We start from the raw sequence: 19,133 nt of genomic DNA, 5'->3' as shown, positions 1-19,133 counted from the left end.
CGATGAGCACCATCGCCTTCTACGGCTCGAGCCTCCTCTCCTCCTACTGGAACGGCGCGGCGACCTACTATCGGGGCCTGATCCGCGACCTCGCGGGGCGGGGCTGGCGCACGACCTTCTACGAGCCGGACGCGTTCGACCGGCAGCGGCACCGCGACATCGACCCGCCGGACTGGGCCGCCGTGACGGTCTACCCGGCGACCGAGGAGGCGGCGCGGGCGGTCATCGCCGAGGCGGCGCGGGCCGACGTGGTGGTGAAGGCCTCCGGCGTCGGCGTGTTCGACGACCTGCTCCTCGCCGGGCTCGCCGCCGCGTCCCGGCCCGACGCCCTGCGGCTGTTCTGGGACGTGGACGCCCCGGCGACCCTCGCGGAGCTGCGCACCGCCCCCGACCACCCCCTGCGCCGGGCCCTGCCGGACCTCGACCTCGTGCTCACCTACGGGGGCGGCCCGCCGGTGGTGGAGGCCTACGAGGGGTTCGGCGCCCGGCGCTGCATCCCGATCTACAACGCCCTCGATCCCGACACCCACCACCCGGTGCCGCCGGATCCGCGCTTCGCCGCCGACCTCTCCTTCCTGGGCAACCGCCTGCCGGACCGGGAGGCGCGGGTGGAGGAGTTCTTCCTGGCCCCGGCGGCGCGCCTGCCCGAACGCGCCTTCCTGATCGGCGGCAACGGCTGGGAGTCGCGCGGGCTGCCCGCCAATGTCCGGCATCTCGGCCACGTCTCCACCCGCGACCACAACGCCTTCAACGCGACGCCGCGCGCGGTGCTCAACATCGCCCGCGACTCGATGGCGGCGACCGGCTGGTCGCCCGCCACCCGGGTCTTCGAGGCGGCGGGCGCCGGGGCCTGCCTGATCACCGATGCCTGGACGGGCCTGGAGATGTTCCTGAGCCCTGGCGAGGAGGTGCTGGTGGCCCGCGACGGGGCCGACGTCGCCGCGCATCTGGCCGACCTCACGGCCGAGCGCGCCGCGGCGATCGGGCGGGCGGCCCGCCGCCGCATCCTCGCCGAGCACACCTACGCGCGCCGCGGCGCCGCGGTGGACGCGATCCTGCGCGCGGCCCTGGCGGAGAAGCGCGGAGGGCGCGCCCCGTGACCCGCCCCCTCGACCTCGTCGTCCTCGGCCTCAGCCTGTCCTCGTCCTGGGGCAACGGCCACGCCACCACCTACCGGGCGCTGCTGCGGGCCTTCGCGGCGCGCGGCCACCGCGTCACCTTCCTGGAACGGGACGTGCCCTGGTACGCGGCCCATCGCGACCTCGCCGCGCCGGATTACTGCGACCTCGTCCTCTATCCCGACCTCGCGGCCCTGCGCGACCTGCGCCCGCGCCTGCTGCGGGCGGACGCGGTGATGGTCGGCTCCTACGTGCCGGAGGGCGTCGCGGTCGGCGCCCTGGCGGTCGCGACGATGCGGGAGGCGGGGGGCGTCGCCGCCTTCTACGACATCGACACGCCGGTGACGCTCGCCAAGCTCGCCCGGGGCGACCACGAGTACCTCACCCCCGACCTGATCCGCGCCTACGACCTCTACCTCTCCTTCACGGGCGGGCCGGTGCTGGAGCGCCTGGAGCGGGAATTCGGCGCGCCCCGCGCCCGCGCCCTCTACTGCTCGGTCGATCCCGCCCTCTACGCGCCGACCGGCGCGGAGCCGGTCTACGACCTCTCCTATCTCGGCACCTACAGCCCGGACCGGCAGCCGACCCTGGAGCGGCTCCTGATCGAGCCCGCGCGGCGGGCGCCCGAGCTGCGCTTCGTGGTCGCCGGGCCGCAATATCCCGCCGACATCGCCTGGCCGCCGAACGTCGAGCGGCGCGACCACGTCGGCCCCGCCGATCACCCGGCCTTCTACGGCCTGAGCCGCTGGACCCTGAACGTCACCCGCGCCGACATGCGCGCGGCCGGCTACAGCCCGAGCGTCCGCCTGTTCGAGGCCGCCGCCTGCGGCACGCCGATCCTCTCGGACGACTGGCCGGGCCTCGGCACGATCCTGGCGCCGGGCCGCGAGATCGTGGTGGCCGAGGGCCCCGACGCGGTGCTGTCGGCGCTCACCCGGACGAGTCCGGCCGAGCGCGCCGCCCTGGCGCAGGCGGCCCGCCGCCGGGTGCTGGCCCGGCACAGCGCCGCGCAGCGGGCCCAGGAACTCGAGGCGGCGCTCCTCGAGGCGGCGCTGCGCGAGGCGGCGGCGCCTTCGCCCAAATACTCGCATGAAGTATCGAAACTCCCGCTTGCCGAGGGCGTTAGGGGGCGGAGCTAAGTACCTTTCGGTGGGGGCTCTCGGGCCTTCCCGCTGCAACCGCAGGAGGAACCATGACGCACCGCAAGTCCACGACCGTCCTCGTTGCCGGCGGTGCGGGTTTCCTGGGCTCCCATCTCTGCGACGCGCTCCTGGCCCGGGGCGACCGGGTGATCGCCCTCGACAGTTTCCTCACCGGCCGCCGCCGCAACCTGCGCCACCTGGAGCGCGACCCGCGCTTCGACCTCGTCGAGCACGACGTCGTGCGCCCCCTCCCGGCCGCCCTGCGGCGCCAGACTTTCGACCGGGTCTACAACCTCGCCTGCGCGGCCTCGCCGCCGCACTACCAGGCCGACCCGGAGCACACCCTGCTCACGAGCGTGCTCGGCACGCGCCACCTGCTCCTGGCGGCGGAAGCGTCGGGCGCCCGCTTCTTCCAGGCCTCGACCTCGGAGGTCTACGGCGACCCGGAGGTGCATCCGCAGCCGGAGGGCTACTGGGGCCACGTGAACCCGACCGGCCCGCGCGCCTGCTACGACGAGGGCAAGCGGGCGGGCGAGACGCTCTGCTACGACTACGCCCGGGCCGGGCGGGTGGCGGTGCGCGTGGCGCGCATCTTCAACACCTACGGGCCGCGGATGCGGGCGGATGACGGGCGGGTGGTCTCGAACGTGGTCTGCCAAGCGCTGGCGGGCGACGCCATCACGGTCTACGGGGACGGCTCGCAGACGCGCTCCTTCTGCTACGTGGCCGACCTGATCGAGGGGATCATCCGGCTCTCCCTGCACGAGGCGCCGGGCCTCGCGGTGCCGCCGGTCAACCTCGGCAACCCGGTCGAGCTGACCGTGTCCGACCTCGTGGCGCGCGTCCTCGCGATGACGGGCTCGGCCTCGCCGGTCGTGACCCGCCCGCTCCCCACCGACGACCCGCGCCGCCGCCGGCCGGACATCGCCCGGGCGAAGGAGCTGCTCGGCTGGTCGCCGGCGGTGCCGCTGGAGCAGGGCCTCAAGGCCACGATCCTGTGGTTCGCCGACGAGGCGGAGGATGGACCGCGCGGGGCGGTGGTCAGCGAGGAGCGCCGCGCGGCCCTGGTGTGATCAGCCGTGACAGGTGCAGCCGGCATGTCCGCAGCCGGCATGGTCCGGATGACCGGTCGCGCACTCGTCGCAGCAATAGGCCCGCCCGTCATGCTGCACGGCCTTGGCGAGCGGGACGACGCAGACACAATCCTCGCAGGCGCATTTCACCATCTCGACCGCGACTGGCTCGCTCATCGTCCGTCTCCCGGAATCCTCACGATGAGGGCGGCGAGGATGAGCCATCGGAGAGGCTTCCGCAAGGTCAGGGCGCGGGAGGCTCGCCGAGGGCGCTCTCCGCCGCCCCCGCCAGGGCGAGGAACCGCGCGCCGGTCAGGCCGAGTCCCCATTCCTCGTAGAGCAGCCGCCCCCCGTTCGGCAGCGCGTCGAAGCGGAGGTCGGGCGCCTCGCGGAAGCGTTCGAGGGCGATCGGCAGCCGGTTGAGGATCGCGGCCTGGCTGGCATGGGCGGCGAAGAGGTCGGCCTTGAGGGCGCAATCCTCCGGGTCGAGGTGGAGGGCGACGGCGCGCCGCGGCGGATCGGCCGGCAGGAAGCGCCCCTCCTCCGGCCCGGCCGGGCCGCGGTGGTAGTAGGGCATCTCGATCACCGCGAGCGCGCCGCCCATCAGCCGCTTCGCCCCCTGCACGGCGAGCGCCACCGCGTCGTGGTCCGGATGCCCGCCCTCGTAGGTGTGCGTGAGGGCGACCCGGATGCCCCGCGCGGCGAACAGCCCGGCGAGCCGCCGCGCCAGGGGCGCCAGCGCCTCCGCCACGCCCTGGTCGGGAAGGCCGAGGGCGAGGCGCCGCTCCGGCGGCACGCCGGCGCGGGTCAGGGCGGCGTCGAGCTCGCGCGCCCGGGCCGCCGCGTAGGCCGCCGGGTCGGGGAAGCCGCGGCGCGCCGCGTCCCGGCCGTCGCGCGGCGCCCCGTCGGTGACGTGGATCACCGTCAGCCCGGCGAGGCGCGGGAGCTGCGCCCCGCAGCCGATGCTCTCGTCGTCGGGATGCGCCACGACCAGGGCCGCCCGGCCGGCCTCGATCCGGCCGCGGGCCGGATGCGCCAGGGCGCTCAGGAAGGACTCGGCCTCCGGCGAGGAGGGCGCCAGCGGGCCGGTGACCACTTGGCTCACAGGAGGGGCGCCGGCATCACCAGCGCCTCCGGACGCGGGCGGAGCTGGGCGGCGTAGCGCCGGATCATCGCGGCGCAGAACTCCGCGAATTCCTCCTTCACCTGGGGCGGGCTGGTGTGGTGGGGCGCGATGCCCCGGTGCTCGGGGGTGAAGCAGAACGTCACCGTCACGTCGAACTCCGCCAGGGCCTCCATCTGCCGGTCGAACCAGTCGAGGGCGTTCGGCCGGAAGGAATCCGCCCAGGAGAGCCCGGTGCGCAGGGAGCGCACGCCGAGGCGGCGCATCCAGGCCACCGCGTCGTCGAGCCGGTGGTCCTCGAAGTGGAACCACTGGCACAGACCCATCGCCGGGGTGTGGCGGGCGAAGTGCTCCAGGGCGGGCTTGGGCGCGCCGTCCTCGCGCAGCAGCCCCATGTAGAAGTGCCGGTAGTAGGAGGAGCCCTCCGCCTCCCGGTGCCGGGTGGTGGCGCCCCAGGCCTGGGGCAGGTCGTAGAGACTGTACCAGTGGATGCGCGGGGTGCGGCCGATCAGCAACTCGGCGGTGCGGTCGAGCCCGAAGACCTGCACCTCCTCGGCCCCGAAGGTCGAGACCCCGACCTCGGTCACCCAGACCGGCTTGGGGGTGACGGCCCGGATCTCGGCGAGCTTCCGGGGCCACTCGTCGATCTGCCAGAGATTCCAGTCGAGGGGAAAGCCGTGCACCGCCACCACGTCGACGTGGTCGAGGGCGCGCTTGGACTCGAGGAACTGCACGAAGGTCGGGTCGATCGGCGAGAGGCCGCCGAGCACGGTGGGCAGCGTCGGCGCCTCCTGCTTCAGGGCGCGGGCCGCGCAGGCGAGGGTGTCGGCGAAGAGGTGCCAGCCCGGATCGATCTCGGGATCCCAGTGCGACTTGTTGTTGGGCTCGTTCCAGATCATCGCCGCTTCGATCATGCGGGCTCCTTCTCACGGCGCATCCGCCGTCGGGCGGGGGCGGTTCGTCGCGCGCCTCTCAGGCAGGCGATGTGGCGGGGTGCATCGCGCCGGCAAGGGTACGACGCCCTCGCGAGCGAGACGGCGCGGCGCATCTCGGCCATGGTCCTCGTCCTCGCATCATTCCCGCCGCCGGGCCAGGGGCCGCTTCGGTGCGAGCCGCCGGAGCCGTGCGCCCGTTGACCGGCGCGGGGCCCGGCCGGCCGTTCCGGCCTCATCCCGGCCCGTCCGGCCCGGAGGATGGGCCGGTCCCGCCTCCGCTGAGGTTGAAGCCCAGGGAAGGCCCGACGCGCGGGCCGCCCGGCCGTCGCCGTCACCGCCGAGGCGCTTCCGCCCTCGCGTGCGCGGTCCCTCCGAAACCGCGCGGGACAGGCCCATCGGGAGCGCCCTCTCGGCGCGTCGTGGATCGGCACCACGGACTTGGAGGCACGGCGAACAGATTGTCCGTTCGCCTCGGCACAGGATGCAACGTATCTCGCTTGCACATCGTAAGGAAATTAATGTAACTTGCGACGACCCTGAAATGGAAGAGGGTTTCGACATTCTTGATTTCTCGACGTATATCTCGTTAGATTTGCCAATTAGATCGTTTGTGTTCTCTGGAGACGAGGAGAATCATAGACCAAATAGCCTGATGTGGTGCCAATCGCGCATGTGCACACGGACGCGCATCTTAGCCCCGACAGGACGATAACGGGAGGGTGGGTGAACCCGAACATCGCCAGAAGTTTTAAAAGAAAAGACGAGATAAATATGAAAGTACTAAGATATCCAACTGAGGAGGAAATCAAACTTTGGAGCCGTATAGCAAAACAAGATTCTGATTTTTGGACTAGATTTAAAGCACTAGAGACTGAAGCGGAGAGCACCGTTCTCACGAACAGCCAGTTAACAAATATAAGCGATGTTATAGATGCAACATATGAAGTTAATTTCGCCTCTGTCACGGTAGATATGTTGGACAGAAACGGCATAAAACATGACGACTGGGTGGTTGGTGATCTCGTTATCTGCTTGCACGGTCAAGCCCGATTTGAACTTGGCTACGCCGTATAGATGGAAACGTAAAAGGCGAGCCGATGTGTAAATAATGACGATGGAAGCAAAAAAACTCGAACATGGGTAGACGCAAATCACGATGGGTTTGCTCAGAACGGGGAGCTGACGACACTCGCCGCACACAACATACCAAAAATAAATCTGTCATCAGATGAAAAGAAATTCCTCCTTCCAGATGGCGCAAAGATGCGCGGCTCAAGTAATTTTATAACGGACTCAGGAACTACGGACATGATAGCTGATATTTCGTTCGCGTATAGAGCATTTTCCGACGAAGCGGATGCCGGTTCGTCGAAGAGAATGCAGCAAAATCAAAGACCTAGAGCAGGGTTCCGTTGCAACTTGATCGAACCCTGCTCCAGCGTCGAGGAGCGACCGGCTTGAGACCGGCCATGGCCGGGCTGCGGCACGCCGGACAGGGGCGTGCCGCAGCCGCGTACGAACGCCGCGTCTCACGGCGTGGGATGCTGGCGCGCAGCAGGCCGCGCGCCGCCGCCGCGCCACACCATCCCGCTCACGCGTCCTTGTCGAGCACCTCTTTGCTCTCGACCGTGGTGTCGGCCTTGAGGCGGTAGACCAGCGGCACGCCGGTCCACAATTCCAGGCCGGGGATCGTCTCGGTGGTGAGCCCGTCGAGCACCATGACCAGCGCCCGCAGGGAATTGCCGTGGGCCGCGACCAGCACGCGCTCGCCGCGCATCACCCGGGGCAGAATCTCCCGCATCGTGTAGGGCAGGACGCGGGCCACCGTGTCCTTCAGGCTCTCGCCGCCGGGCGGGGGCACGTCGTAGGAGCGGCGCCAGATATGGACCTGGTCCTTGCCCCAGCGCGCGCGCGCATCGTCCTTGTTGAGCCCCGACAGGTCGCCGTAATCGCGCTCGTTGAGCGCCTCGTCGGCGATGGTCGGCAGGTCCGGCTGGCCGAGCTCCTCCAGGATCAGGGCGGCGGTGCGCTGCGCGCGGGTCAGCGCCGAGGTGAAGCAGATATCGAACCGGATGCCCTTCGCCTTCAGCCGGCGGCCCGCCGCCCGCGCCTCGGCAATGCCGACCTCGGTCAGGTCGGGATCGCGCCAGCCGGTGAAGAGGTTTTTCAGGTTCCACTCGCTCTGGCCGTGCCGCGCGAGGACGAGAAGGCGCTCCATGATCTTCCGTATCGCTCCGTGAAGCCTGAGGCCCTCAGAGGCCCAGGACGTCGTCCATGTCGTAGAGGCCGGGCTTCTGCGGCGCGGCCCAGAGGGCGGCCCGGATCGCCCCGCGCGCGAAGAGCCCGCGATCCTCGGCCCGGTGGGTGAGTTCGATCCGCTCGCCCGCCCCGGCGAAGATCACGCTGTGCTCGCCGACCACGCTGCCCCCGCGCAGGGTCGCGAAGCCGATCGTGCCGGGCACGCGGGGGCCGGTCTGGCCGTCGCGCACCGCGACCTTGCGCTCCGCCAGGGCCACCGCCCGGCCCTGGGCCGCCGCCTCGCCCAGGAGCAGGGCGGTGCCGGAGGGCGCGTCGACCTTGTGGCGATGATGCATCTCCAGGATCTCGATGTCGAAGTCCTCGCCGAGCGCCGCGGCGACCTTGCGCACGAGGCCGGCGAGCAGGTTGACGCCGAGAGACATGTTGCCCGAGCGCACGATGCGGGCGTGGCGGGAGGCCGCCTCCAGCCTGCGCAGATCGTCCGGCGACAGGCCGGTCGTGCCGACCACGTGCACGAGCCGCGCCTGCGCGGCGAGTTCGGCGTAGAACACGGTGGCGGCCGGGGCGGTGAAGTCGAGGACGCCGTCGGCCTCCGCGAAGGCCCGCAGGGGGTCGTCCGTGACCGCCAGGCCGAGGGGGGGCAGGCCGGCGAGCAGGCCCGCATCCGTGCCGACCGCCTCCGCGCCCTCGCGCTCGACCGCGCCGGCGAGCGTGCAGCCCTCGGTGCTCGTCACGGCCTGGATCAGCATCCGGCCCATGCGCCCGGAGGCGCCCACCACCACGAGACGCATCGCGCTCTCGCTCCCCCAAAAGGCCAATCCGGCCGCGTGCCTCCTACAGGGCGGCAGCCCCTCTGCCAAGGCGCCGGTGCTCAGCCCGCCCGCGCGGCGAGCAGCGGCGCCAGGACGTCGACGACGCCGGTGAGCGTGATCTGCGTGCCGACGCAGAGCAGCAGGAAGGCCGAGAGCCGCCCGAGCACCCGGGCGCGGGCAGGGCCGATGCGCGCGACCACCCGGTCGGCGGAGGCGTAGGCGAGGTGCACCGACAGCGCGATCACCAGCGCCGCCAGCGAGGCGCCGAGGAGGAAGCCGTAGCGCGCCGCCCCGCTCTCCGGCCGGCTCGCCCCGAGCGCGATGGCGACCGAGATCGTGCCGGGGCCGGTGGTGAAGGGCAGCGTCAGGGGGAAGAACGCGATCTCGTCGAGGCCCGCCCCGGCGACGCCCTCGGGGCCGCGGTCGGGGGCGCGGGACGGGTCCGGGATACGGGACGGGTCCGGGATCCGGGAGGGGTTCGGGATCCGGGACTTGGCCGGCTCGGCCTGCGCGGCCTTGCGGGCCTCGCGCTCCTCCGGCGCGGCGAGGAGGCGCCAGGCCTGCGCGGCCACCACGAGGCCGCCGGCGATGCGCAGGGCCGCCAGCGTGATGCCGAAGAAGCTGAGGAGCGCCGCGCCCATCCACAGGGAGATCAGCATCACGGCCGCCGCGTAGAGGCCGATGCGCCGCGCCAGCAGCGCCCGCTCTCCGTGGCTGCGCCCGCCCGTCACCTCGGCGAAGATCAGGGCGGCGCCGAGCGGGTTGACGATCGAGAACAGGGCCGGGAGGGCGAGGAGGAAGCTCTGCAGGGCCGCGTCGAGCCCGGGGACGGGCAGCATCGCGCGTCAGACCCCGCCCGGCACCGGGGCGGGCGCGGGGGCGGGCACCAGCACCGGTGCCCGCAGCCGCGCCGCCCGGCGGGCGAAGACGGCGACCGGCCGGTGCAGCTGCTTGATCGCGTCGACCACGTGCAGCCCCGCGAAGGGGAGCGACAGGCCGGTCCCGACCCGCTCCCAGGCGCTGGCGGTGCGCAGGGTGACCCAGCCCTCGACCGGCGGCATGTAGAGCGTCTCGGCCCAGCCCTCGGCCGAGAACAGCGTCTCGCGCATCAGCCGGCTCAGCTGCGAGCGGCTGTAGGGCTGGCCGTGCCCGAACGGCGTCGCGTCCCGGCGCGCCCACAGGCCGCGGCGGTTCGGCACCACCAGCACGAGGCGCCCGCCCGGCGTGAGCACCCGCCAGACCTCCTGCAGCAGCTCGGCCGGGCTCTCGACCGCCTCGATGGCGTGGATGACGATCACCCGGTCCACCGCCGCCTCCGGGAGCGGCATCATGGTCGGATCGACGAGGGCCGAGGCGGTGCGCCCGGTCGTCGGCCAGTTCACCACGCCCTGCGTCGCCGGCATGAAGGCGAGGGTCCGCTCCGCCGCGTGCCGCACCGGGCCGAGATAGGGCACCGCGTAGCCGAGCCCGAGCACGCGCAGCCCCGCCACCGAGCCGAGGAAGCGGTGGACGGCGCGCCCGACATGGCGCTGCGCCACGGCGCCCAGGGGACCGCCGTAGAAGGCGCGAAGATCCGTGACGTCGACACTCATGCGATACGACTGGGCACCCGGGGGCGCGACGCGGCGCCGCCGCCGGTCGCGTCGTGGTCATCAATGGGCGCTGTCAGGCCCGGCGGCAAGGCGTCGGGGGAGGCGCCGCCTTGACTCGCCGCGAATCTGCCCGCCGGAATCCCCGCGCGGGCCCGCCGCCCTACCTTCCCGGCCAGACGATTCGACGGAGACGCCCATGCCCGAGATCCGCACCTTCCTGTGCCGGAGCGACAATATCGGCGTGCTGATCCGCGACCCCGCCACGGGCGCCTGCGCGGCGATCGACGTGCCGGAGGCGGGGGCGGTGCTGCGCGTCCTCGGGGAGACCGGCTGGTCGCTCACCGACATCCTGGTCACGCACCGCCACTTCGACCACGTCGAGGGCACTCCCGAGGTGAAGGCGCGCACCGGGGCCCGGGTCACCGCCCCCGCCAAGGCCGGCGACGCCGTGCCGGAGGTCGACGCCACGGTGCGGGAAGGCGACGCGGTCAGGCTCGGCTCCCTCGTGGCGGCGGTCTGGGAGACGCCGGGCCATTGCGCCGACCACGTCACCTACTGGTTCGAGCGCGAGCGCATCGCCTTCGCGGGCGACACCCTGTTCACGCTCGGCTGCGGGCGGGTGATGGAGAGCCCCCCCGAGGTGCTGTGGCGCTCGCTCAGCCGCTTCCTCGCCCTGCCGGACGAGACCGCGATCTATTCGGGCCACGATTACGTGCTCTCGAACGCCCGCTTCGCGCTGGCGGCGGATCCGGACAACCCGAACCTCAAGGCCCGGGCCGAACTGGCCGAGCGGGTGAAGCGGGACGGCCGCTTCCTGATCCCGACCACGCTCGGGGAGGAGAAGGCGACGAACCCCTTCCTGCGCGCCACCGAGCCCGCCCTCGCCCGCGCCGTCGGCATGGCCCCGGGCTCCGACCCGGCCGCGGTGTTCACGGCCCTGCGCGAATGGAAGAACCGGTTCTGACGGCGGACCGGCCGGCGCGGCGCCGGCCGCCGCTGGCCGGGCCCGTCGCGCAGCATCGCGCGCGGCTCCGCCCCGAACCCGCCTCATCCCGCGCCGAGGACCCCGTTCCGTGACAGCCTCCAGCCTCACCGCCGCCGAGGTGATCCGCCTCCTCGACCTCAAGCCGCATCCGGAGGGCGGCCATTACCGCGAGACCTTCCGCGACCCGCACCAGATCGAGGGTCGGGCCGCCTCGACGGCGATCTACTACCTGCTCGACGTCGGCGAGACCTCGGAATGGCACCGGGTCGATGCGGCCGAGCTGTGGTTCTGGCACGCGGGCGCGCCGCTCGTGCTGACGGTGAGCCCGAACGGCCACGACGCCGAGGCGGTGCATCTCGGCCCCGACCTCGCCCACCGTCAGCGGCCGCAGGCCGTGGTGCCGGCCGGCCATTGGCAGACCGCGACCAGCCTCGGCGCCTGGACGCTGGTGAGTTGCACCGTGGCGCCGGGCTTCCGCTTCGAGGGGTTCGAAATGGCGCCGAAGGACTGGCGCCCGCTGCCGCGGCGATGAGGGTCCGATCCGGGCTCCGCCTGATCGAAGCGGGTCCCGGATCACGAGCCCGCGCGGCGCCCGAACGAAGCCGGCATCCGCATGGCCGAAATGGAAGATGGCGAAGCCATCAACTGGATGGCGGATGACCTCGATCGACCGCCCGGCTCCGCGCGCCGCGGACGCGCGGGTGCCCTTGATGCCGCGCCCGCCCGGGCCGCGCCCGCCGGTCCCCGGACCAACCCGAGAGGGTTCGTCCCCGCTTCGTGCGCCGAAATCAATTGCCGATTGGGGCCTACACTTCAGGCATATCCCGCCATAGATCCCCATTGTCGTTGCCGGCCACGATATGATCAAGGCTTGGCAGCGCAGATCTGCGGAAACTATCTCGAAATTGCGAATCTCGGACTCGTCACTGCCGCTGGAGGCTCGACAATTGGAAGCTTGGCAATTGGAGGCTTGGCAATGAGAGGTTACTGGGTGCGGCGGACACGGTGGGGAACCTTCGCGATCCGGCTATCCCGGGACGGGCGCTGGCTCGCCATCTGCGACGGCGAGAATCTGGGCGCTTACCTCACGCCGCAACGGGCGCTCGATGACCTCACATCCGGCCATGCCCAGACGCCCGCGAACGGCGTGAGCACGTCGGGAGCCGGTCTTCCCGGCGCACTGGGCGAGTGGACGTTCGTCCGCTCGGGCTGAGCCGCCGGCACCTGCGCGGCCTCCCGAGGAAGCGCGCGAGGCGCGCGGCCGCCGGCTACGCCGCCCGCGCCCGCTCCGCTCGGTCCGCCCGCGTGGCGACGAGCGCCCCCGCCACGATCAGCGCGCAGGCGAGCGCCAGCGACAGCGTGGCGGGCGCGTAGCCGGCCGCGACCAGGATCAGCGTCGAGAGGACCGGGGCGGCGTAGGAGCCGACGCCGAGGAGCCGGATGTCGCCGCGCTTCACGCCGATGTCCCAGAGATAGAAGGCCGCCCCGACCGGCCCGAGGCCGAGCGCCGCGACCGCCCCCCACTGGCCCGGCGTCGCGGGCCAGACCGTGGTCTCGAAGGCGAGGTGGCAGAGGAGGCTCAGGAATGCGGTGGCGAGGCAGAAGCCCGCCACCGCGTCGGTCGGCACCGCGCCGACCCGCCGCGACAGCACCGAGTAGCCCGACCACAGGAAGGCGCAGGCCAGGGCCGCGAGGTAGCCCGGCAGCGCCGCCGCCTCGAAGCTCAGGCTGCCGCGCCCGAGGAACAGCGCGACGACGCCGGCGAGCCCGAGCAGCGCCCCGATCAGGTGCGCCGGCCGCAGGCCGCCCTCTCCGGGCAGCAGGGCCGAGAACAGCACGATCAGGAGCGGCCAGAGATAGCTGATCAGCCCCGCCTCGGCCGGGGGCGCGAGGCGCAGGGCCGCGAAGTAGAGGGCGTGGTAGCCGAACAGCCCCGCGAGCCCCAGCGCCCAGATGGCGGGCGGCTGGCGCAGGGCGGCGATGCCGGAGGGCCGCAGGATCCAGCTGGCGCAGCCGATCAGCCCGCCGAGCAGGAAGGTCATCGCGGCGAGCTGGAAGGGCGGCACGCGGCCCGAGGCCGCCGTGAACAGGGCGAGGAGCGACCAGAGCAGGATCGCCCCAGAGCCGGTGAGGGTGGCGGTGCGGACGGTCATGGCCCGCGCCTATCACGGGGCAGGGCTCGGGCGCACCCGGTTTCGCCGGTGAGGTCTCCGGCGGGTTCGCGAGCGGGACGGCCGAGCGGCCGCGCAACCCGCTCGGTCGCCGCGCCCCCGCGAGGGACGCTACTGGCTGGTCTCGGCCGGCATCGCCTCGCGGGCCCGGGCGGCCTCCTCGGCCCGCCGGCGCGCCTCCTCGGCCTGGCGCCGCGACTCCTCCTCCACCCGCCGCCGCGACTCCTCGGCTTGGCGCCGCAACTCCTCGGCTTGGCGCCGGGCCTCCTCGGCTTGGCGCCGGGCCTCCTCCTCCGCCCGACGCCGCGCCTCCTCGGCGGCCCGCGCGGCGGCGGCCTTCGCCTCCTCGGCCTGCCGGCGCGCCCACTCCACCTCGGCGGCGGCGCGGGCGCGGTCCATCTCCAGGCGGCTGCGGCGGCGGGCCTGCTCGCTGCGGTCGGCCTCGACCGTGTCGATCTTGTCGAGTTCGCGCTGCAGCACCACGGCGGCGAGCGCCGTCGTCAGGGTCGTCACGTCCGCGTCGCGGGCGGGGCGCGCCAGCGGGCCCGAGAGCGAGAGGGCGAGGCTCGGCGGCGGCGCCGTCCAGGCCCGCGGCGTGCGCTCGGCCGTGAAGGTGCCGCGGGCGTCGAGCCGCAGCGTCCGCAGGTCCAGCTGCACCATGCCGGCCCAGGTGAAGGGGCCGGGATCGACCGTGAAGGTGCCGGTGCGCAGGACGCCGCCGACGAGCGCCGCGGGCACCGAGACCGAGCCGGTCAGCCTCAGCATCCCGCGCCCGAACTCCTCCGACACCACCTGCTCGACCCGACCCGCGCGCAGCGGATCCTCCTCCGCGAGCAGCCGCACCAGCGCCCGCTCGACCCCGGACGGGTCGATCTCGCGGATCGTCAGGTCGGAGAAGCCGACCTCGCCGCTTCCCGCGAGATTGCCCACCAGGGCGGCCGGCGAGTCGCCCGCGGCCCCGACGCGCAGCCGGCCCGACAGCCGGCCGCGCACGGCCTCCCCACCCGTCAGGACCGGGATCGCCAGGTCCTCGAACAAGCCCTCGCCCGAGACCGTCGCCTGCCCGCCCTGGCGGGCCAGGGTGACGCGCCCGGAGAGCCGCCCGCCCGCGACGGCGCCCTCGAACTGGCCGAGCGACAGGCCGTCCGGCCCGAGGCCGAGGTCGAAGCGGGCGCCCTCGGCGGTGAGCCCGCGCCCGAGCGCGAGGCGCTGCGCGGTCACGGCGAGGCGGCCCCGGAAGGCCGGGGCGGGCGCCGGGCCGAAGCGGGTCTCCGGCCAGGGATCGGCCGGGCCGCCGCGCGCGTCGAGCACGAGCGCGGAGGCGAGCCAGGGCAGCGAGAGCTGGTCCAGCCGCGCGCTCCCCGAGAGCCCGCCCTCCTCCGGCCGCAGCACCGTCGCCGAGACCGCGCTGCCGAGCACGCTCCCCGCCAGGGACAGGCGCGGCACCTCGCCCTCGCGGCCGAGCCCGATGGTGAGCCGGGCCGGGACCGGGCCCGGCGGGGCGGCGCCGGGCCCGAGGAAGCCCGCCAGCGGGCGCAGGTCCGGGCTGTCGAGGGTCAGTTCGCCGTCCCGCGGGAGCGCGATCCCGTCGAGGGCGAGGGGGCGGCTCGTGGCGATCCGCACGCCCGCGAGATCGCCCGCGACGGTCACGGCGAGGGGCGAGGCCGGATCGCCGCGCCGCCCGCTGACCCGCAGGGCGGCCGGCATGGCGAGGGCGGGGTCGTTCGGGCGGCCGAGCCATGCGCCCGAGCGGACCCGGTCGAGGCGCGCCTCGACGCTCTCCAGGCGCCCGGCGCTCGTCACGATCGAGAGGCCGAGGCGCCCGCCGCCCGCCTCGCCGCGGGCGTGGCTGCGCAGGCGCCCGCTCCCGCCGCCCGGGTCGCGCTCCAGCGTGACGTCGAGGGCGAGCGGCGCGGCGCGCAGGAAGTCCGGGACCGCCTCCGCCTCGGCGACGAGGTTGCGCTCCAGGAGGTCGATTAGCGGCGCGGCCACCGGCGCGGTGATGCGCCCGGCGATGCGCCCGGATCCGTCGGCGGCGATCCGGCCCGCGAGGCTCGCCTCCGCCCCCGCGAGGCCGCGCACCTCCAGGCTGCCGACCCGCAGAGCAGTCCCTTCGGATTGCAGGCTCGCCGCGATGGCGCCCGTGCGAGGCCCGCCCGGGCCGTAGCGCAGGTCGCGGGCCTGGAGCGTCAGGCCGAGATCGTGGTCGTGCAGGGTCTCGAACAGGCCGCGCAGCGGCGGCAGTTCCGCGAGGTCGAGGCCGTCCGCGACGATCTGGGCGTCCAGGCGCGGGCGCCCGCCCTCCTCGGCGGCCGGGCTATAGCGGGCGCTGCCGGTCAGCCGCGCCTCCCCGAGCGCCACCCGCGCGTTGCGCAGGGAGAGGACCGGCAGGGCCGCCGTTACGTCGGCGGCGGCCTCGAAGGGACGCCCGTCGAGGAGGCGCAGGAGCGGGCTGCCGAACCCGAAGCGGTGGAGGAGGCGCGCGAACCGCTCGGAGGCCGGCGCCCTGACCGAGACGCGGCCCGCGAAGCTGCCCGGTCCCGAGAGGTCGCCGTCGAGGGAGAGCCGGGCGCCGCCGGGCGCCGTCGCCTCGACGCGGCGCAGCGCCAGGGCGCCCGAGGGGCGCAGGATCGCCGCCGCCGCGATCTCGGACCATTCGCCCTGCGCGATCGCCGCGCTCTCGACGGCGAGGTCGAGGGCGACCGTGCCGGGCAGCGGCGGGCCGAAGGCGGTGAAGCCGCGGGCGAGGAGGGCCTGCCCGTTGGGCGAGGCCAGGAAGGCGTCGAGGTCGAGGCGCCGCGCGTCGAGGGCGAGGGCCGCCTTCAGGCTCGGCAATTCGAGCGTGCCGCGGCCGCCGAGGCGCAGGGGCGCGCCGCCTCCGTCGATCTCCAGGGTCAGGGCGTCGAACGTGGCGACCCGGCCCTTCGCCTTGAAACCGCCCTGGAGGGTGAAGGGCAGGACGGGGGCGTGCCTGCCGGCCCCGCCCGCCCCGGGCGGGCCCGCGGCGGGCGGGGGCGACGCCACCGTCAGCCGCGCGGTGCCGCTCGCCTCGGGCGCGAGGCCCCGCACGGCATCGCCCACAAGGGCGAGCCGGGCGTCGATCTCGATCCGCGGCAGGGTCTCGCCCCCGGCCGTCGCCTTGACCGGCAGGGCCCCGTCCGGGAGCGGCATGCCGGTGGCGAGGCGGAACGGCAGGGCGCCCGCCATCCCCTCGGCCCGCCAGGGACCGGCGAGGCGCGGCGCGGAGAGGCGCACCGCCTCGGCGTAGAACTGGTCGGTGCGCCCGGTCGCCGGCACCACCGTGGTGAGGAGGAGCTGGGCGATGCGCAGGTCCTCGACGGCGAGGTCGCGCCCGCCCAGGACGGCGCCCAGATCCGGGGACAGGACGAGGGCGCCGGCCTCGCTCACCGGCACCGTCACCTCGGCGCGGCCGATCTTGGTCTCGGTGAAGCGGATCTCGCCGGACAGGAGCGGCGTCAGCGCCACCTCGGCCTTGACGTAGCGGGCGTCGAGGGAGGTCCGGCCGGGGCTGCCGAGGACGACGTGGTCCATCCTCAGGCGGGGCGAGGGCAGGAGGCGGATCTCCAGGCGGCCGTCGCTGCGCACGGGCAGCCCGAGGGAGCGGCTGACCGCCGCGTCCACCGCGGCCCGATGCCCCTCCCAGTTCACGAAGGGCGGCACCGCCAGCGCGGCGACCAGGACGACGATGACGAGACCCGCCAGGGCGGTCAGGATGTCGCGCACGAAGAAGCCTTCCCCTCCCCTTCCGCCGGGACCCGGCCGCGGCCGTAGAATCCTGACACCGCTAGCATATCGGCATCGGCGGCAGCGCCCAATCCGCAGCCTGCCACGGGCGGCGCCCCGCGTCTTCGCGGGGGCGATGCCGGAATGCCACGGCCTGACAGCGCCGCAGCGGCCTGTTAAGCGCGCCTCACGCCCCCGGAGACCTGGCCCGCACCGATGCGCTTCTATCTCGGCCTCGCGACCACCTTCCACGACCCGGCCCTCGCCCTGGTCGGGCCGGACGGACGAATCCTGTTCGCCGAGGCGACGGAGCGCTACCTGCAGTACAAGCGCGCGCCCAATTGCGAGCCGGATTCAGCGCCGCGCATGGCCGAGCTGCTCGCCCGGTACCTGCCGGCCGGGGCGGAGCTGGTGGTGGCGACGAGCTGGGGGCCGGATTTCTCGGCCTTCCTGGCCCAGTCGGCGGCCGCGGGCGCCTTCGGGCTCGACGTGCTCGCCGCCCATTCGCCCGAGCTCAACCGCTCGCTGGTGCCCGAGCGGGCCGAGCGCACCTTCATCGCGCAGCTCGGCCTCGCGCAGGCGCGGGCGGGCTACGGCACGCTGCTCGGGCTCGACCGGGCGCATGGCGGGGCGAGCCGCCTCGCGGGCCTGCGGCGCTACCCGCACCACCTGACCCACGCGGCCTACGGGCTCTGGGGCAGCCCGTTCCGGGACGCGACCTGCCTCGTCGTCGACGGCATGGGCGAGACCGGCGCCTCGGCCATCTACCGGATGGCGGCAGGCCGCCTCGCCGAGGTGAAGCGCCACCGGGGCCGGGACTCGGTCGGCTTCTTCTTCGGCCTCGTCACCGACCTCGCGGGCTTCGACCAGGCGAAGGGCGAGGAATGGAAGATCATGGGGCTCGCCCCCTACGGCCGGGCCGATCCCGCGCTGATGGGGCTGCTGCGCCGCCTCTACCGGGTCGAGGACGGCCGGCTGCGCTTCGCCCCGGCCGAGACGGTGCGGGCGACGGTGGCGGAGATCCTGGCCATGCGCCCCGCCGACGCGATCGAGACCGGCTGGGCCGACCTCGCCCGCTGCGGCCAGGACGCCTTCGGGGAGATGATGGACGCGCTGCTCGGCCAGGCCGAGGCCCTGGCGCCGGGCGAGAACCTCGTGCTGACCGGGGGCTGCGCGCTCAACTCGTCCTACAACGGACGGGCGCTCGCCCGCAGCGGCTACCGCGCCCTGCACGTGCCCTCGGCGCCGGCCGACGACGGCAACGCGGTAGGGGCCGCGTGGCTCGCCTTCGCGGAGGACCACCCCGACTGGACCGGCCCCGGGGACGGCGCGGCGCTGACCCCCTATCTCGGCTCGACCGTCTCGACGGAGCCCCTCGCCCGCATGGCCGGCTCCGAGCCGCGCCTGCGGCAGCTCGGGCGGGCCGGCGTGACGGAGGCCGCGGCCGCGATCCTGGCGGCGGGGGGCCTCGTCGGCTGGGTGCAGGGCCGGGCGGAGTTCGGGCCGCGCGCGCTCGGCAACCGCTCGATCCTGGCGGATCCGCGCCCGGCCGACGCGAAGGCTATTCTCAATGCCAAGGTGAAGTACCGCGAGGCCTTTCGGCCCTTCGCGCCCTCCATCCTGGCCGAGGCCGGGCCCGCCTGGTTCGAGGATTACCAGGACAGTCCCTACATGGAGCGGACCCTGGTCTGGCGCGAGGCGGTGCGGGGGCGGGTGCCGGCGGTGGTGCACGAGGACGGCACCGGCCGGCTCCAGAGCGTCACGCGGGCGCGCAACCCGGCCTACGCGGCCCTGATCGAGGCCTTCGCGGCCCGCACCGGCGTGCCGATCCTGCTCAACACCAGCTTCAACGTGATGGGCAAGCCGATCCTCCACACGGCGGAGGACGCGATCCTGATGTTCTACACCACCGGGCTGGACGCGCTGGTGGTCGAGGATTGGCTGCTGGTGAAGGACCCGGCGGCGCTGCCGGGCGGCGAGACCGGCGCCTGAGGCCCGGTCGGCATCGCACCTTGGCAAGGCTGCCACAAGGCAGCCATCGGCGGTGCCGACCCGAGCAGTCGATGCGGAATGGAACGCCGGGACACCGCGCCGCGCACACCGGATCGCACGGGCCGTTTCCAGCCGGCGCGCGGCGCGGGCCGGCGGCGTGCGCCGCCCTCACCTGAGAGCGATTGAT

17 protein-coding genes are annotated in these 19,133 nt (G+C 73.8%); 8 read left to right on the top strand and 9 right to left on the bottom strand.

Annotated features, from left to right (window positions below):
• Positions 1-2: 2 nt before the first annotated feature.
• Genes QA634_RS10510 through QA634_RS10500 form a run of 3 tightly spaced genes read left to right on the top strand, consistent with a single transcriptional unit; the run spans position 3 to position 3,333 of the window.
• On the top strand, positions 3-1,100 hold the full coding sequence (locus QA634_RS10510; RefSeq protein ID WP_012331945.1) for a CgeB family protein: 1,098 nt from the start codon (positions 3-5) through the stop codon (positions 1,098-1,100).
• Positions 1,097-2,257, top strand: coding sequence for a CgeB family protein (locus QA634_RS10505; protein ID WP_012331944.1), 1,161 nt, complete (start codon positions 1,097-1,099; stop codon positions 2,255-2,257). The genes QA634_RS10510 and QA634_RS10505 overlap by 4 nt, the downstream gene beginning before the upstream one ends.
• 53 nt (positions 2,258-2,310) lie before the next feature.
• Positions 2,311-3,333: a UDP-glucuronic acid decarboxylase family protein gene (locus QA634_RS10500; protein WP_012331943.1), complete on the top strand. Its 1,023-nt coding sequence runs from the start codon at positions 2,311-2,313 to the stop codon at positions 3,331-3,333.
• On the opposite strand, the gene QA634_RS10495 is transcribed toward QA634_RS10500, so the two are convergent.
• The 3 genes from QA634_RS10495 to QA634_RS10485 all read right to left on the bottom strand — a co-directional run bounded on the left by QA634_RS10495 (position 3,334) and on the right by QA634_RS10485 (position 5,370).
• The gene (locus QA634_RS10495) at positions 3,334-3,510 is read right to left on the bottom strand and encodes a metallothionein (RefSeq protein ID WP_012331942.1); all 177 of its coding nucleotides are present in this window, start codon (positions 3,508-3,510) and stop codon (positions 3,334-3,336) included.
• 67 nt (positions 3,511-3,577) lie between these two features.
• On the bottom strand, positions 3,578-4,438 hold the full coding sequence (locus tag QA634_RS10490; RefSeq protein WP_265576578.1) for a PIG-L deacetylase family protein: 861 nt from the start codon (positions 4,436-4,438) through the stop codon (positions 3,578-3,580).
• Positions 4,435-5,370 (bottom strand): glycosyl hydrolase, encoded by a 936-nt coding sequence (locus QA634_RS10485; protein WP_012331940.1) that lies wholly within the window; start codon positions 5,368-5,370, stop codon positions 4,435-4,437. The genes QA634_RS10490 and QA634_RS10485 overlap by 4 nt, the downstream gene beginning before the upstream one ends.
• A gap of 744 nt (positions 5,371-6,114) precedes the next feature.
• On the opposite strand from QA634_RS10485, the gene QA634_RS10480 reads away from it, so the two are divergent.
• Positions 6,115-6,465 (top strand): hypothetical protein, encoded by a 351-nt coding sequence (locus QA634_RS10480; RefSeq protein WP_150108624.1) that lies wholly within the window; start codon positions 6,115-6,117, stop codon positions 6,463-6,465.
• A 517-nt stretch (positions 6,466-6,982) separates the two neighbouring features.
• Here QA634_RS10480 and QA634_RS10475 read toward each other — a convergent pair.
• From QA634_RS10475 to QA634_RS10460, 4 genes are all read right to left on the bottom strand, one after another.
• Positions 6,983-7,609 carry a 2,3-bisphosphoglycerate-dependent phosphoglycerate mutase gene (locus QA634_RS10475; protein WP_012331939.1) on the bottom strand — a complete coding sequence of 209 codons (627 nt, stop codon included), beginning with the start codon at positions 7,607-7,609 and terminating at the stop codon, positions 6,983-6,985.
• Between the two features lie 34 nt (positions 7,610-7,643).
• Positions 7,644-8,441: a 4-hydroxy-tetrahydrodipicolinate reductase gene (gene dapB / locus QA634_RS10470; protein ID WP_012331938.1), complete on the bottom strand. Its 798-nt coding sequence runs from the start codon at positions 8,439-8,441 to the stop codon at positions 7,644-7,646.
• An 80-nt stretch (positions 8,442-8,521) separates the two neighbouring features.
• On the bottom strand, positions 8,522-9,301 hold the full coding sequence (locus tag QA634_RS10465; protein ID WP_012331937.1) for a MarC family protein: 780 nt from the start codon (positions 9,299-9,301) through the stop codon (positions 8,522-8,524).
• A 6-nt stretch (positions 9,302-9,307) separates the two neighbouring features.
• The gene (locus tag QA634_RS10460) at positions 9,308-10,054 is read right to left on the bottom strand and encodes a class I SAM-dependent methyltransferase (protein WP_012331936.1); all 747 of its coding nucleotides are present in this window, start codon (positions 10,052-10,054) and stop codon (positions 9,308-9,310) included.
• Positions 10,055-10,250: 196 nt separating this feature from the next.
• Between QA634_RS10460 and gloB the strand changes: the two genes are divergently transcribed.
• From gloB to QA634_RS10445, 3 genes are all read left to right on the top strand, one after another.
• Positions 10,251-11,018 (top strand): hydroxyacylglutathione hydrolase, encoded by a 768-nt coding sequence (gloB, locus tag QA634_RS10455; protein WP_012331935.1) that lies wholly within the window; start codon positions 10,251-10,253, stop codon positions 11,016-11,018.
• Positions 11,019-11,127: 109 nt separating this feature from the next.
• The gene (locus tag QA634_RS10450) at positions 11,128-11,571 is read left to right on the top strand and encodes a cupin domain-containing protein (protein ID WP_012331934.1); all 444 of its coding nucleotides are present in this window, start codon (positions 11,128-11,130) and stop codon (positions 11,569-11,571) included.
• Between the two features lie 444 nt (positions 11,572-12,015).
• On the top strand, positions 12,016-12,252 hold the full coding sequence (locus tag QA634_RS10445; RefSeq protein WP_012331933.1) for a hypothetical protein: 237 nt from the start codon (positions 12,016-12,018) through the stop codon (positions 12,250-12,252).
• A gap of 55 nt (positions 12,253-12,307) precedes the next feature.
• On the opposite strand, the gene yddG is transcribed toward QA634_RS10445, so the two are convergent.
• Complete coding sequence (gene yddG / locus QA634_RS10440; protein WP_012331932.1) at positions 12,308-13,192, bottom strand: aromatic amino acid exporter YddG; 885 nt, start codon at positions 13,190-13,192, stop codon at positions 12,308-12,310.
• Positions 13,193-13,321: 129 nt separating this feature from the next.
• Complete coding sequence (locus tag QA634_RS10435; RefSeq protein ID WP_012331931.1) at positions 13,322-16,954, bottom strand: AsmA family protein; 3,633 nt, start codon at positions 16,952-16,954, stop codon at positions 13,322-13,324.
• 216 nt (positions 16,955-17,170) lie between these two features.
• Here QA634_RS10435 and QA634_RS10430 point away from each other — a divergent pair, with 216 nt between their 5' ends.
• Positions 17,171-18,946, top strand: coding sequence for a carbamoyltransferase family protein (locus QA634_RS10430; protein ID WP_012331930.1), 1,776 nt, complete (start codon positions 17,171-17,173; stop codon positions 18,944-18,946).
• Positions 18,947-19,133 lie beyond the last annotated feature (187 nt).

The sequence above is a fragment of the Methylobacterium sp. CB376 genome, assembly GCF_029714205.1.
Lineage (GTDB): Bacteria > Pseudomonadota > Alphaproteobacteria > Rhizobiales > Beijerinckiaceae > Methylobacterium.
The sequence above is the reverse complement of the archived record's forward strand: the minus strand, read 5'-3'. Positions and strand labels throughout refer to the sequence as shown.

Bases quoted from the DNA above. Each gene is read 5' to 3' on its own strand.
- QA634_RS10510 (WP_012331945.1), top strand. From the start codon at position 3: ATGAGCACCATCGCCTTCTACGGCTCGAGCCTCCTCTCCTCCTACTGG.
- QA634_RS10500 (WP_012331943.1), top strand. From the start codon at position 2,311: ATGACGCACCGCAAGTCCACGACCGTCCTCGTTGCCGGCGGTGCGGGT.
- QA634_RS10495 (WP_012331942.1), bottom strand. From the start codon at position 3,510: ATGAGCGAGCCAGTCGCGGTCGAGATGGTGAAATGCGCCTGCGAGGAT.
- QA634_RS10485 (WP_012331940.1), bottom strand. From the start codon at position 5,370: ATGATCGAAGCGGCGATGATCTGGAACGAGCCCAACAACAAGTCGCAC.
- QA634_RS10475 (WP_012331939.1), bottom strand. From the start codon at position 7,609: ATGGAGCGCCTTCTCGTCCTCGCGCGGCACGGCCAGAGCGAGTGGAAC.
- dapB (WP_012331938.1), bottom strand. From the start codon at position 8,441: ATGCGTCTCGTGGTGGTGGGCGCCTCCGGGCGCATGGGCCGGATGCTG.
- QA634_RS10465 (WP_012331937.1), bottom strand. From the start codon at position 9,301: ATGCTGCCCGTCCCCGGGCTCGACGCGGCCCTGCAGAGCTTCCTCCTC.
- QA634_RS10460 (WP_012331936.1), bottom strand. From the start codon at position 10,054: ATGAGTGTCGACGTCACGGATCTTCGCGCCTTCTACGGCGGTCCCCTG.
- gloB (WP_012331935.1), top strand. From the start codon at position 10,251: ATGCCCGAGATCCGCACCTTCCTGTGCCGGAGCGACAATATCGGCGTG.
- QA634_RS10445 (WP_012331933.1), top strand. From the start codon at position 12,016: ATGAGAGGTTACTGGGTGCGGCGGACACGGTGGGGAACCTTCGCGATC.
- yddG (WP_012331932.1), bottom strand. From the start codon at position 13,192: ATGACCGTCCGCACCGCCACCCTCACCGGCTCTGGGGCGATCCTGCTC.
- QA634_RS10430 (WP_012331930.1), top strand. From the start codon at position 17,171: ATGCGCTTCTATCTCGGCCTCGCGACCACCTTCCACGACCCGGCCCTC.